This window comes from Mesorhizobium sp. M1A.F.Ca.IN.022.06.1.1 (genome assembly GCF_003952605.1).
Taxonomy (GTDB): Bacteria; Pseudomonadota; Alphaproteobacteria; order Rhizobiales; family Rhizobiaceae; genus Mesorhizobium.
This window is the reverse complement of the sequence record NZ_CP034455.1, coordinates 3,473,082-3,486,418: the sequence shown is the minus strand read 5'-3', so window position 1 is coordinate 3,486,418 and position 13,337 is coordinate 3,473,082. Positions and strand designations below refer to the sequence as shown.

The following is a 13,337-nucleotide window of genomic DNA, read 5'->3' as shown; positions in this document are numbered from 1 at the left end:
CGTCAGACAAAGACGGGTCACACTTGTTGCGGAGCTGCTTGCTTCTCGACGCCGGCGAAGTGCGCTTGTCGCGCGTCGTTCATGTTTGCCTCTTTGCCTGCGGCGCATCTGCATCAACAAAGCATGATCTCGACTACGGTGCCAACCTCTTCGCTAACCGAACTTAGTTGGAAGCGCGCCTGCCATCGCCTAGCGAGCAAGATGCTGGAACGCGGCCACCACCTGCTCGTAGACCTTGCGCTTGAACGGCACGATCAGGTCGGGCAGCTCCCGCATCGGCCGCCATGCCCATTGGTCGAATTCGGCCTTGTGGCCGCCCGGCGGCGGATTGATCTCAATCTCGCTCTCGTCGCCCTCGAAGCGGTAGGCGAACCATTTCTGCGTTTGGCCGCGATAGCGGCCCTTGAAGGCGACGCCGACCAGATGCGGCGGCAGGTCGTAATTGATCCAGTGCGGCGCTTCGGCAAGCAGCGACACGCTGCGCATACCGGTCTCCTCGTAAAGCTCCCGCTCCGCCGCCGGGAGCGGCTCCTCGCCCTCGTCGATGCCGCCCTGCGGCATCTGCCAGAGTTTCGTGGTGCCGGAGAATTCGCTGTCCGGCTCGGCGATGCGATGACCGACCCAGACCAGCCCGGCCGGGTTGAGGATCATCAGCCCGACGCAGGGGCGATAGGGCAGCGTTTCAGGATCGATCTTTTTGGCCATCGTTGAGATTTCCAGCCGTTTTGGAGATGCATTCAGGCGAAAGGGTCGGCGTCAGCCTTTTTGCGGATCGATCGCCACCGCCGAAATCGGCACGATCTCGATGCCGCGCTTCTTCGCTTCTGCCACCCAGGACGCAACCGTGTCGACGGTGATATCGAAGGCCGAGCCGATGCCGACGGCGCTGCCCTTGGCGCGTGCCGTCGCCTCGAGGCTGTCCAGCTTCTTGAGGATTTCGCCGCGGTCCTGCACAGCATCGATCGCCATGTCGCCGGCGACGAAAGGAACGCCATCCTTCAGCGCGAGGTTGGGCGCCAGGCTTCGCGCGGAGGAGCCGTCGTCGACATAGGCAAGGCCGCGCTTGCCGAGCTCGGCCATGAACGGTCCCATCGCGTTTGCATCAGCCGAGAAACGCGCGCCCATATAGTTCATGACGCCGGTATAGTTGGTCGTCCTCGACAGCGCCCAGCGCAGGCTCTTCAGGTTCTCGTCCGGACTCGCAGCGACCGTCAGCGTGTTGCGTCCCGGATTGACGCTGGGATAATCGAACGGCTCGAGCGGTATCTGCATGACGATCTCATGTCCGCTCTGGCGCGCCGCCTTCATCCAGCGGTCGATGCTGTTGCCCTGCGGCGCGAAAGCCAGCGTCACCTCGGCCGGCAATTTGGCGATCGCCGCCTGCGTGCCGGTCTGGGAGACGGCGAGCCCGCCGATGACGATCGCCACGCGCGCGCCGCGCGCGCCGGACCAGGGCCGCGCATAGACGTCGAACGGTCGCCGGCCATCGGCGGAGCGCACCGGCAGCGGGCCGCTGTCGCTCGCCTCGATCAGCGCCCTGTCGGGAATATGCGCGACCTTGAGATTCTGGCTGAGTGTGGAAGGATCGCGGATGACGATACCGGCCTTCGGCGGACCATCGCCCTCTTCAGACTGGAGATGGATGATTTGCGGGCCATCGCTCTTCATCGGCGTGCTCGCATTGGGCTTCGCCGCCGCCACCTCGGCCGGTGCCGGCGTCGGCGCCGGTGCCGGCGCGGGAGCCGGCGCCACGATTACCTTCGGCGTCGAAACGGCCGTCTCTTGCGGTTTGCGGAAAGGTTTTTCACGCAACGCGATCGCACCGGAAATACCCACTACAGTGAGGACGGCGACCGCCGCGCCAAGCGTGCCGGCGCCGAAGGTGCGCGAGGCAGGGCGCTCTGGCCGGAGCGTCTGTCCGAGCGGGCGTTCGATGTCCTTGCCGATGTCAGCCAAGCCGCATCCCCAGGCCCGTGACGCGGCTGATCGGATCAGCGCAGCTGATCGAATCGTCAGCGCTCACGCGCAAATTCAAAACCTTAGGCGACGCAGCGCCCGTTGCCGAACCACCCTGTCCCCGAATCAAACTGCCGGAACCTCGCGGTCCCGGCAGCATTGCATCGCTTCGGTCGGCCGGCCAGAGTGATCTGCCCCGGCCCTCCCCGTCTTTACTGGTTCAGCACAGCCTTGTCCGGGTTCGGCGGGAAGGCCGGATCGGTCTTTTGGCCGCGCAGCAGCTGTTCGGCATAGATCAGCTGCAGGTCGTCCTTCGGCTCCGGCGGCACATAGGCGGCCGAGCCCGAGCCGGTCGAGCTCTCGTCGGCCCCCTTGATGTGGCCCTTGAGGTCCGATTCGCCGCGGGTCAGGTCCCTGCCCTGCAGGTCCGGCGGCAGCGGCTGCTCGACCTTGATGTCGGGCGTGATGCCCTTGCCCTGGATCGACTTGCCCGACGGCGTGTAATAGAGCGCGGTGGTGAGCCTGAGCGCGCCGTTCTCGCCGAGCGGGATGATGGTCTGCACCGAACCCTTGCCGAACGACTGCGTGCCGACGACGGTGGCGCGGCGCAGATCCTGCAGCGCGCCGGCGACGATCTCGGACGCGCTTGCCGAGCCGCCATTGACCAGCACGATCAGCGGCTTGCCGCCGATGTCGTCGTTCTGCTTCGGCTTGGCGTCGAAGCGGGTAACGTCCTTCGGATCGCGGCCGCGGGTCGAGACGATCTCGCCGCGCTTCAGGAAGGCGTCCGACACGCTCACCGCCTGGTCGAGCAGGCCGCCCGGATTGAGGCGCAGGTCGAGTACATAGCCCTTCAGCTTGTCGTTGGGCACCTGCTTCTTGATGTTCTCGATGGCGTTCTCGAGATCGTCATAGGTCTTCTCGGTGAAGGAGGTGATCTTCATGTAGCCGATGTCATTCTCGACCCGGTACTTCACCGCCTTGACCTTGATGATGTCGCGCACGACCGTGAGCTCGATCGGCTTGTCGGCGCCCTGGCGCAGGATGGTGAGCTTGATCGGCGTATTGACCGGTCCGCGCATCTTCTCGACCGCATCGTTGAGGGTGAGGCCGCGCACCTCCTCACCGTCGATCTTGGCGATATAGTCGCCGGCAAGCACGCCCGCCTTTGCGGCCGGCGTGTCATCGATCGGCGTGATCACCTTGACCAGGTCGTTCTCCATCGTGACCTCGATGCCGAGGCCGCCGAACTCGCCTTTGGTCTGCACGCGCATATCCTGCGCCTGCTCGGCGTTCATGTAGGAGGAATGCGGGTCGAGCGAAGCGAGCATGCCGTTGATGGCGTTCTCGACCAGCGACTTGTCGTCCGGGGGCGTCACATATTGCGCGCGCACGCGCTCGAATATGTCGCCGAAGATCGCCAGCTGCTTGTAGGTCTCGGAACCCGCAGCATTCGCCGCCGAGCCGGGTGCGCCGTAGACCAGGCTCATTGCCGATGCGCCCATCAGCGCGCCGGCAAACAGAAGCGACAATTTCCGCATCATTTCACGTCCTTCCAGAAAATCGGTCCGCCCACCAGGGGTTCGGATCGACGGGTTTTCCATCCTTGCGGAACTCAACATAGAGCTCCGGCGTCGCATTTCCATTCTGCGAGGCCGAGGTGCTAGCCACCCGGGCCTCTCCCATCGCGCCGATCGGCTCTCCTGCGAGCACCGACTGTCCGGTCGCGACGCTGATTCTGCTCATCCCCGCCAGGACGACATGATACCCATCGCCCGCATTGAGGATCAAGAGTTGACCATAGGAGCGAAACGGCCCCGCATAAAGAACGTTTCCATCCGCCGGCGCGGTGACGATGGCCCCCGATTGTGTCGCAACCATGTCTCCCTGCATCATTGCGCCATTGCCGTCGTCGGTGCCGAAGCGCCGTTTGATCTTGCCGATGACCGGCAGCGCGATCTGGCCCTGGAGCGCCGCGAACGGGGCGGAAGCGGTTAAACGATTGCCCTCCGGCACCGGCGGCGCGGCGGGTTCCGCCGTCGATGCGGTCGTGTCGGCGTCCGCCGATTTCCGATCGGCCGCCTTGGCCTGGTCGGCCGCCTTGCGCGCCTTGTCGGCCTCGAGCGAGGCGATGAGGTCCTTGAGGCTGCTGGCCTTGTCCGCCAGCTGCTGCGAGCGCTGCCGCTCTGCTGCCAGGGCCGCTTCGGTATCGGCCTGCAGCTTCTGCTTGGCCTCGAGCAGCATGGTCAGTCGTTTCTTTTCCGCCGTCTGCTCGGTGACTGCAGCGGTAAGCCGCGCGCGTTCGGCCTCGATCGAGGCCGTCACCCGGGTCTGTTCCTTGAGATCGGCGAGCAGCCTGTCGGTCTGCTGGCGCAATTCCGGCACCACGGCGCCGAGCAGGATGGCACTGCGCACCGACGACAACGCGTCCTCCGGCTTGACCAGGATCGCCGGTGGCGGATTGAGCCCCATGCGTTGCAGCGCGCCGAGCACCTCGGCAAGTACGTCGCGCCGCGCCACCAGCGAAGCGTGCAGCTTCTCTTGCTCGGCCTTCAGTCCTTCCAATTTGGCGCCGATGTCCTCGATGTCCTGGCCGAGCTTCTGCTCGGTCATCGCCGACTGGATCAGCGCCGCACTGATCGAGGCATGGTCCTTCTTCACCGTCGCGACGTCGGCGGCAAGCTTGGCCAGCCGCTCGGAGGACAAGGAGATTTCCTTGGAGACCTGCTCGTATTCGACCCGGCTCTTGTCAGGGTCCGGCGCGACATCGAGCGAATTTTCCGCGGCCATAGCCGGCCCGAGCGCGATCAGCGCGGCGACAAGTGTCAAACCGCAGCGGCTGCGCCAGGCGCGCGTTCTCGAATTCCAGCCTTCAGACATCAGGCCTCGACTCTATCCGCCGCTTCGTTAACGAACCATCAACCATGTTGGAGCACCCGCAACAACCGTGATGTCGGTTCATTGAGGCGGAAATCGGTGCAAGCGGACGTGATCCCCAGCTTTCGGGGTCACAGCGCGAACGATGACTCACGAGCGGTGATAGGGATGCCCGGCAAGGATGGTGGCGATGCGATAGAGCTGTTCGCCGAGCATGACGCGCACCAGCTGATGCGGCCAGGTCAGCGCTCCGAACGACAACACCAGATCGGCCTCTTCGCGCAAGGATTTGTGATGGCCGTCCGCGCCGCCGATCGCGATGACCAGCGCCTTGCGGCCGCTGTCGCGCAACTGGCCGATGCGGGCCGCCAGGTCCTCCGAGGACAGCGCCTTGCCGCGTTCGTCGAGCAGGAACAGCACGTTGCCTTGCTGCAGCTGACCCTGCAGCTTCTGGCCCTCCTCGCGGCGACGTTCGTCGGCGCTCTGGCCGCGGCTCTCGGATGTCTCGACAACGCCGGCAAATTCCAGCCCGACCGCGGGCCCACTCTTGGCGAAGCGCTCGAAATAGCGGTCGGCGAGCTCTCTCTCGGGGCCGGTCTTCATCCGGCCCACGGCATGAACGGTGATCTTCATCCTCGCCTCGGCGAGCTCTCGATCGGCGCCGGACCGGAACGGTCACGGCCCGCGATACGGCTCAGTGCAAGGTCTCTTCCTCGAGATCCGGCGCCTGCCACATCTTTTCGAGATTGTAGAATTCGCGGACTTCGGGACGGAAGACATGGACGATGATGTCGCCGGAATCGATCAGGACCCAGTCGGCGCTGGCCAGCCCTTCGACGCGCGCCATGCCGAGACCGGCATCCTTGAGCGCCTTGAGGAGATGGTCGGCGACCGCCGAGACATGGCGGTGCGATCGGCCCGATGCGACGACCATATAGTCGCCGAGGCTCGATTTACCCTGGATGTCGATTGAGACGATGTTTTCGGCCTTGGAGTCTTCCAGACTGGCAAGGACTGTCTTGATGGCGAGGGAGGCAGCATCGCTTCCGCTGATCCCGGCCGGCGAAGGCACGATATCGGCCTTCTTCCGCAGTGCTGTTCTCAGTGTGTTTCCTTTCCCAATAAGAACAACCAAATCACCCGGCAAATCAGGTGACCCTGCTTAGATAGGCAGAGTTCCATTGCAGTTTCAAGACGGGCGCGCTCTCAGGGCGGCCTCGGCAGGCCGGACAGGCCCTCGGAAGGCTGAAAAGAGCGGAACCCCTGCGCGCCGCATGGGTTATCGGCACACCGGACAAAGGGGATTCCCAACCATGCCAATCGACCCGCAGAGCGCCCTCATCACGATTCAGGCCGGGCTTGCGCAGCTCAGCTCGCTGATAGTCTCCTATTCCTTCTCGGCAATCGGTGCTGTGATCCTTCTGGTTGTCGGCTACCTCGTTGCCGGCCTTGCCGAGCGATCGATCTATGCCGGGCTCGGTCATATTCACGGCTTTGACGAGACGCTGCGCCACTTCTTCTCCCAGGTCGTCCGCTACGGCATCCTGATCCTTGTCGTTATCATGGTGCTCGGCCAGTTTGGCGTGCAGACGGCTTCGATCATCGCCGCGATCGGCGCTGCCGGTCTGGCGATCGGCCTTGCACTGCAAGGTACGCTGCAGAACATCGCCGCCGGCATCATGCTGCTTGCGCTGAGGCCCTTCCGCATCGGCGAATATGTGGAGGTCGGTGCGATCGCCGGCTCGATCGAGGAGATCGGCCTGTTCGCGACCAAGCTGCGCACTGTCGAAGGCATCTACATTCTGGCGCCCAACCAGACGCTGTGGAACCAGCCGGTACGGAATTTCACCCGCAACGGCGTCAGGCGCACCGATATCAGCTTGAGCATCGGTTCATGGAACGACATCGACCGCGGGCAGAAGACGCTGCTTGCCATCGCCAATGCCGAGAAGCGCATCCGGCGCGAGCCGGCGCCGATCGCCTTCATCGCAGGGCTTGGCGAGAGCACGGTTTCACTGACCCTGCGCTACTGGACTTCCGCGGCCGACTATTTCGCCACCCAGATCGACTTGACCAAACGCGCCAAGCTGGCCTTCGACAACGAGGGCATTTCGATCCCCCTGCCGCCGCCCGAGATACCGTCCCCGGAAGTCCGCAAGCAATAATCTCGTCAGGCCTTGGCCGGCTTTGTCGGCTCCTCCGACGCGAAGGCGAGCTCCACCGGCAGGGGCGTCTGCGCCGACATCGGCGCGAAGCTGCCGGTTGCGGCAGCGGGCATCGGTCGCGCCGCAAACACCCGCCACAGCACGAACAGGCAAAACGCGGAAGCGATGGCGATGCCGACATAGATGAAGGTCCCGGTGCCGAAGACGGCGGAAAGCGCCGTCACGATGCCGGGTACGATGAAGCCGGACAGCGACCAGGCAAAGAGCAGCGAACTCGACAGCGCCAGCAGCTCTTCCTTCCTGGCGCGGTCGGCGGCGTGGGCGCTGGACAGCGAATAGATCGATTCCGATGCACCGTCCCAGATCAGGTAGATCGCCACCAGGGCCATCAGCGCGCCGCCATCGAAGGCGATGGCGAGCAGGCTCGCCGCCACCGCCAGCGCCGCCGTGCCCGCCAGCACATAGCGGCGGTCGGTACGGTCCGAGAGCCAGCCGAGCGGTATCTGCAGGATCAGCGTGCCGACCGGCATCGCCGACAAGAGCAGCGCCACCTCTGCCTGGCTGTACCCCTTGGCGGTGGCGTGGATCGGCGCAAAACCGGAAATGATCATCGACAGGCCGCCCACCGCCAGCATGCCGACGACGCCGACTGGCGAGATCCTCCACGCTTGGCCGAGCGCCACCGAAGCGGCCTGCGGCGCGGGCGGCTGGGCAAGCCGCGTCATGCCCACCGGCAGGATGGACAGCGCGGTGAACGCGATGCCGATCAGCGGCGCCGCCGCCGTCTGGATGTCGATCGCGGCGAGCGTCGCATAACCGACCCCCAATCCGGCGATATAGGCGACGTAGAACACCGCCATCACCCGGCCACGTATGGCGTTCGGCAGGGCGTCGTTGAGCCAGCTCTGCGCGACGATGAAGAGGCCGCATATGGCGAAGCCGTAAAGCGCCCGTGCCGCGATCCACAGCAGCGGCATCGGTCCGGCGCCGATCGCCACGTTGGAGAGCGCGATCAGCGCCGAAAGCACCATGAACGCGCGGGCATGACCGACCCGGCGCACCATGGGTCCGGTCAGGATGCAGCCGGCGAGCCCGCCGGCCGAAAGGCCGGTGACGATCAGTCCGGCCCAGGTCGGATCGAAACCATCGGCGCCGAGCCGCACCGGAATGAAGGCGAACATCAGCCCGTTGCCGATCGCGATCAGCGCCATCGACACGATGACGCTGGCAATGGCAATCAGCGGCGCCGATTGTCCGGGATCGGTTTGGGTCTGCGTCAGCATGCCCTCGCAGCTTGGCTGATCGGAACGCGAAAGGCCGCCGTAAAAGCGACATCGCTCGGCCCCTTGTGGAAGAAGGGTGGCCTCAGCCCTTCGCCGCCTTGCGGATCGCGGTGGAGGAAAGCGACGAGCGCGGGCCGTGGATGAAGGTCCAGGCCGGCGCCCGCATGCGGGCAAGCAGCGGCGCGTCGCCTTCGTCGACGCGGGCATAGTCGAAGGTCTTGGCGACGACCGAGGACAGGAAGGAGAGCGTGGCGCCCGGTCGGTCGATGACCGCGATCGGGAAGGTCAGCACGATCTCGCGCCAGCGCTGCCAGCGATGGAAGTCGCGTAAGGAATCCGCGCCCATGATCCAGACGAAGTCGACGCCTGGATTGCGCGCCTTGACCAGCGCCAGCGTGTCGGCGGTGTAACGGACATGCTGCGCCGCCTCGAAGGCAGTGACCTTGATCTTCGGATTCCTGGCGATCCTTTCGGACAGCGCGACGCGCTCGGCGAGAGGCGCCAGCTCGCGCGCGCTTTTCAGCGGATTGCCGGGCGTCACGATCCACCAGAGCTGGTCGAGGGCCAGCCTTCTCAGCGCAACCTCGGCGACCAGCGCGTGGCCCGCATGCGGCGGGTTGAACGAGCCGCCGAACAGGCCGACGGCCAGCCCTTTGCCGGCATGCGGCATGTGGAGATAGGGCGCGGGGACGGGCTGCTCGGGCTGGGAAAGCATGACGCTAGGCACCCCCCTCTGCCCTGCCGGCCATCTCCCCCGCAAGGGCGGATATTGGCAGCTCCTTCGCAGCCGCAAATCTTGCAGTGTTGGCGACTGGCGAAACCGGGAAAATCAGCTGATCTCCCTCTTGCGGGGGAGATGCCCGGCAGGCCAGAGGGGGGTGCCTAGGCGCAAGCTTCAGCCTCTTAGAGCAAGCGACATCAAGGCCTCACTTGCCCCGACCCGCGCACGCAGTACTTGAACGAGGTCAGCTGCTCGACGCCGACCGGTCCGCGCGCATGCATCTTGCCGGTGGCGATGCCGATCTCGGCGCCCATGCCGAACTCGCCGCCGTCGGCGAACTGTGTCGAGGCATTGTGCAACAAAATCGCCGAGTCGATCTCGCTGAAGAATGTTTCGACCGCTTGCGCATCCTCGGCGACGATCGCCTCGGTGTGATGCGAGGAGAAGGTCTCGATATGCTCGATCGCGCCCGCCACGCCGTCGACCAGCTTCACCGCGATGATCGCGTCGAGATACTCCGTCACCCAGTCGGCGTCGGTCGCCGGGCTGGCGTCGGCAAAGGCTTTCATCACCTCGGCGTCGGCATGGACCTCACAGCCGACCACGCGCAGGGCCTTCAGGATCGGCACCAGATGGGTGGACGCCACCGCGCGGTCGACGAGCAGCGTCTCGGCGGCGCCGCACACGCCGGTGCGCCGCATCTTGGCGTTGACGGCGATCTGGACCGCCATGTCGAGCTTCGCCGAACGATCGACATAGAGATGGCAGATGCCTTCGAGATGGGCAAAGACCGGCACGCGCGCCTCGGTCTGCACGCGCCCGACTAGGCTCTTGCCGCCGCGGGGGATGATGACGTCGAGATTGCCGGCTAGGCCCTTGAGCATCTCGCCGACCGCGGCGCGGTCGGTGGTCGGCACCAATTGGATGGCGTCTTGCGGCAGGCCGGCTGCCTTCAGCCCTTCGACCATGCAGGCATGGATAGCCGACGACGAATTGATCGAATCCGTGCCGCCGCGCAGGATCACGGGATTGCCGGCTTTCAGGCAGAGCGCACCGGCATCGGCCGTCACGTTCGGGCGGCTTTCATAGATGACGCCGATGACGCCGAGCGGCGTGCGCACGCGCTCGATATGGAGGCCGTTCGGTCGGTCCCATTCGGCAATCACCTCGCCGACCGGATCCTTGAGCGCCGCGATCTCGCGAATGCCGTCGGCCATCGCCTTGATACGTGAGGGGTTGAGTTTCAGCCGGTCCATGAAGGAACCGGACAGCCCGGCTTCCTCCCCGTTCGACATATCGATGGCGTTAGCCTCTAGGATCGCCTGCTCGTTGCGCAGGATGGCGTCGGCCATGGCGGCCAAGGCGTCGTTCTTGGCCTTGGTCGATGCGACGGCCAACGGTCGGGCAGCAGCGCGCGCCTTGCCGCCTATCTGTGCCATCAAACTGGCTACATCTTGGCCTTGGTGTTTGTCCAACATTTTGACCGCTCCGGTGAAGCTGGTGGATTTACACGCGGCTGGGCCTCGCGGCAATGGCTGCAAAGTTGGGGGGCAGCATCAAGGGCGCCATAATCCTCGTTGTTCTGGGCGCGATGTTCGTGCCGACCGGGCTGCGCGCGGCCGATTACTGCGACGACAAGATCGAACCCGGCGAAAGCCCCGATGGCAAGGCTATTACCATGATGAGTTCCATGTTCTCCATCGGACTCGCCGAGCGCTATTGCGGCGCACCACCGATGCCGCTTTCCCAAATCTTTGTCGTTGTTGAGGAGGCCCACGGGTGCGGTCCGCGCGCACGACTCGAGGCGAAATTCAAGAAAACGCTGGACGAAGGCGGGTCGAAGATAACGACAACCGCCGAACTCGTCCGCGAGATGCTATCAGAAGGCGGGAGCGATCTCCCTCAGGCCGAAGTAGATCGACAAGCCAAGGCCGCCATTGAAACCGAGATGGGCGGTTGCAGTGAGCTTGTGAAAATGCAGCGAGAATTTCAGGAGAGATACCGCAATCCACCCCAATGGCCACCGAAGCCCGAGAAGTAGCGACCATAAATCAATGGACCGCGTCTCAGTTGGCGGCGCCGCTTACCACAAGGTCGTCGCGATGGATCATCGCCGAGCGAGCCTCGTAGCCGAGCACATTTTCGATCTCGGCCGTCTTCAAACCCGCGATCCTTACGGCATCGGCGGCATCATAGGCAACCAGCCCGCGCGCGATCTCGCGGCCCTCGGGCGACAGGATCGCCACCGTGTCGCCGCGCGAGAAATTGCCGCTGACGAGCTTGACGCCGGCCGGCAGCAGCGACTTGCCCGATTTCAGCGCGCCGACAGCGCCGGCATCGACGGTGAGCCGCCCGGCCGGCTCCAACTGTCCCGCGATCCAGGTCTTGTAGCCCTTCACCGGGTTGGCGCTGGGGTTGAAGAAAGTGGCGCGCTCGCCGCGCTCGATCGCCATCAGCGGCGACAGGCGCGTGCCGGCGGTGATGATCATCGCGGTGCCGGCGGCGTTGGCGATCTTGCCCGCGTCGAGCTTGGTCCGCATGCCGCCGCGCGAGAGTTCCGAAGCGGCGGCGCCCGCCATCGCCTCGATGTCCGGCGTGATGCGGTCGACCACCGGAATGAACTTGGCTTGCCGGTCCTTGGCCGGCGGCGCCGTATAGAGTCCGTCGATGTCGGAAAGCAGCACCAGAAGATCGGCGCCCATCATCGTCGCCACCCGCGCCGCCAGCCGGTCGTTGTCGCCATAACGGATTTCGGAGGTCGCGACCGTGTCGTTCTCGTTGATGACCGGCACCGCCTTCATCTTGAGCAAGGTCGAGATCGTTGCGCGGGCGTTGAGGTAGCGGCGGCGCTCCTCGGTATCGCCGAGGGTCAACAGAATCTGCCCGGATTTGAGCCCGTCCCTGCCCAGCGCATCCGACCAGGCGCCCGCAAGCGCGATCTGGCCGACGGCCGCCGCCGCCTGGCTTTCCTCGAGCTTCAGCGCGCGTTTGCCGAGCCCGAGAATGGTGCGGCCGAGCGCAATGGCGCCCGAGGAGACGACGAGCACCTCCGCGCCGGCATTGGCGAGCACCGCGATGTCCTCGGCTAAAGAGGTCAGCCAATCGCGCTTCAAGCCGGTCGCGCGGTCGACGAGCAGCGCCGAGCCGATCTTCACGGTTATGCGCCGGTATGATTTCAGCGATTTCATGGGTTTTGCCGCCAGCGCGTATCGACTGGAGCGGGAACGGCATCGCGTGCCTCGGCGACCACCGCCATCAGCGCGCGCTGCACAGCCTCGACGCCTTCGCCGGTGACGGCTGACAACAGCATCGGCGCGCGGCCGGCGGCGCGTTTCAGCGAGGCAGCCTTCTTCTTGCGGGCGTCCGCGTCGAGGATGTCGACCTGGCTGAGGGCGACGATCTCAGGTTTGTCGGCCAGCCCATGGCCATAGGCCGCGAGCTCGGCGCGCACGGTCTTGTAGGCCTTGCCGGGATTTTCCTCCTGCGCCGAGACGAGATGGAGCAGGACGCGCGTGCGCTCGACATGGCCGAGGAAGCGGTCGCCGATGCCGACGCCCTCATGCGCGCCCTCGATCAGGCCGGGGATGTCGGCCAGCACGAACTCGCGGCCGTCGATGCGGGTGACGCCGAGGCCCGGATAGAGCGTGGTGAAGGGATAGTCGGCGATCTTCGGCTTGGCGGCGGTGACGGCCGCAAGGAAGGTCGACTTGCCGGCGTTGGGCAGGCCGACGAGGCCGGCATCGGCGATCAGCTTGAGCCGCAGCCAGATGCTCAACTCCTCGCCCGGCTGGCCGGGATTGGCGCGGCGCGGCGCCTGGTTGGTCGAGGTCTTGAAATGCTGGTTGCCGAAGCCGCCATTGCCGCCCTTGGCGAGCAGAAAGCGTTGGCCGACCTCGGTCAAATCGCAGATCAGCGTCTCATTGTCCTCGGCGAATACCTGGGTGCCGGCCGGCACTTTCAGCGTCGCGTCGGCGCCCTTGGCGCCCGTCATGTTGCGGCCCATGCCGTGCATGCCGGTCTTGGCCTTGAAATGCTGCTGGTAGCGGTAGTCGATCAGTGTGTTCAAGCCATCGACGGCTTCGACCCAGACATCGCCGCCGCGGCCACCGTCGCCGCCGTCCGGACCGCCGAACTCGATGAATTTCTCGCGGCGGAACGACATCGATCCGGCACCACCGTCGCCGGACCGGATGTAAACTCGGGCTTGGTCGAGGAATTTCATCGGATTTTCAGGTTTCTGCTATTGCGCTTGCGGGATTGCTCTAAACCAAGGTGGAGCCAAGGGCGAGGCCCGTTTGCAACTAAAGCGCCGGATGCACTTTAGCCAGGGGCGCG

The 13,337-nt window shown here is 65.1% G+C and carries 13 protein-coding genes; 2 read left to right on the top strand and 11 right to left on the bottom strand.

Annotation, left to right across the window (positions count from 1 at the left end):
• Window positions 1-189: 189 nt before the first annotated feature.
• The 6 genes from EJ078_RS16640 to rsfS form a co-directional block, all read right to left on the bottom strand.
• Window positions 190-705 (bottom strand): RNA pyrophosphohydrolase, encoded by a 516-nt coding sequence (locus EJ078_RS16640; RefSeq protein WP_067319545.1) that lies wholly within the window; start codon window positions 703-705, stop codon window positions 190-192.
• Window positions 706-756: 51 nt separating this feature from the next.
• The gene (locus tag EJ078_RS16635) at window positions 757-1,956 is read right to left on the bottom strand and encodes a divergent polysaccharide deacetylase family protein (protein ID WP_095824110.1); all 1,200 of its coding nucleotides are present in this window, start codon (window positions 1,954-1,956) and stop codon (window positions 757-759) included.
• A gap of 212 nt (window positions 1,957-2,168) precedes the next feature.
• Complete coding sequence (locus EJ078_RS16630; RefSeq protein WP_067001610.1) at window positions 2,169-3,500, bottom strand: S41 family peptidase; 1,332 nt, start codon at window positions 3,498-3,500, stop codon at window positions 2,169-2,171.
• A gap of 1 nt (window position 3,501) precedes the next feature.
• Window positions 3,502-4,836 (bottom strand): murein hydrolase activator EnvC, encoded by a 1,335-nt coding sequence (locus tag EJ078_RS16625; protein WP_127216286.1) that lies wholly within the window; start codon window positions 4,834-4,836, stop codon window positions 3,502-3,504.
• A gap of 147 nt (window positions 4,837-4,983) precedes the next feature.
• The gene (rlmH, locus tag EJ078_RS16620) at window positions 4,984-5,466 is read right to left on the bottom strand and encodes a 23S rRNA (pseudouridine(1915)-N(3))-methyltransferase RlmH (RefSeq protein ID WP_095799737.1); all 483 of its coding nucleotides are present in this window, start codon (window positions 5,464-5,466) and stop codon (window positions 4,984-4,986) included.
• A 61-nt stretch (window positions 5,467-5,527) separates the two neighbouring features.
• Window positions 5,528-5,905 carry a ribosome silencing factor gene (gene rsfS / locus EJ078_RS16615; RefSeq protein WP_059189846.1) on the bottom strand — a complete coding sequence of 126 codons (378 nt, stop codon included), beginning with the start codon at window positions 5,903-5,905 and terminating at the stop codon, window positions 5,528-5,530.
• Between the two features lie 241 nt (window positions 5,906-6,146).
• Between rsfS and EJ078_RS16610 the strand changes: the two genes are divergently transcribed.
• Complete coding sequence (locus EJ078_RS16610) at window positions 6,147-6,998, top strand: mechanosensitive ion channel domain-containing protein (protein WP_095799736.1); 852 nt, start codon at window positions 6,147-6,149, stop codon at window positions 6,996-6,998.
• 5 nt (window positions 6,999-7,003) lie between these two features.
• Here EJ078_RS16610 and EJ078_RS16605 read toward each other — a convergent pair whose 3' ends face one another.
• From EJ078_RS16605 to EJ078_RS16595, 3 genes are all read right to left on the bottom strand, one after another.
• Window positions 7,004-8,281 (bottom strand): MFS transporter, encoded by a 1,278-nt coding sequence (locus EJ078_RS16605; RefSeq protein WP_208720746.1) that lies wholly within the window; start codon window positions 8,279-8,281, stop codon window positions 7,004-7,006.
• An 82-nt stretch (window positions 8,282-8,363) separates the two neighbouring features.
• On the bottom strand, window positions 8,364-8,951 hold the full coding sequence (locus tag EJ078_RS16600; RefSeq protein WP_095799734.1) for a nicotinate-nucleotide adenylyltransferase: 588 nt from the start codon (window positions 8,949-8,951) through the stop codon (window positions 8,364-8,366).
• 248 nt (window positions 8,952-9,199) lie between these two features.
• On the bottom strand, window positions 9,200-10,480 hold the full coding sequence (locus EJ078_RS16595; RefSeq protein WP_208720745.1) for a glutamate-5-semialdehyde dehydrogenase: 1,281 nt from the start codon (window positions 10,478-10,480) through the stop codon (window positions 9,200-9,202).
• 53 nt (window positions 10,481-10,533) lie between these two features.
• Here EJ078_RS16595 and EJ078_RS16590 point away from each other — a divergent pair, with 53 nt between their 5' ends.
• Window positions 10,534-11,043 (top strand): hypothetical protein, encoded by a 510-nt coding sequence (locus tag EJ078_RS16590; RefSeq protein ID WP_208720744.1) that lies wholly within the window; start codon window positions 10,534-10,536, stop codon window positions 11,041-11,043.
• A 25-nt stretch (window positions 11,044-11,068) separates the two neighbouring features.
• Here EJ078_RS16590 and proB read toward each other — a convergent pair whose 3' ends face one another.
• Both proB and obgE read right to left on the bottom strand, forming a co-directional pair.
• Window positions 11,069-12,190, bottom strand: a complete 1,122-nt coding sequence (proB, locus tag EJ078_RS16585; RefSeq protein WP_208720743.1) for a glutamate 5-kinase — start codon at window positions 12,188-12,190, stop codon at window positions 11,069-11,071.
• Window positions 12,187-13,224: a GTPase ObgE gene (obgE, locus tag EJ078_RS16580; RefSeq protein ID WP_208720742.1), complete on the bottom strand. Its 1,038-nt coding sequence runs from the start codon at window positions 13,222-13,224 to the stop codon at window positions 12,187-12,189. The genes proB and obgE overlap by 4 nt, the downstream gene beginning before the upstream one ends.
• Between the last annotated feature and the right edge of the window lie 113 nt (window positions 13,225-13,337).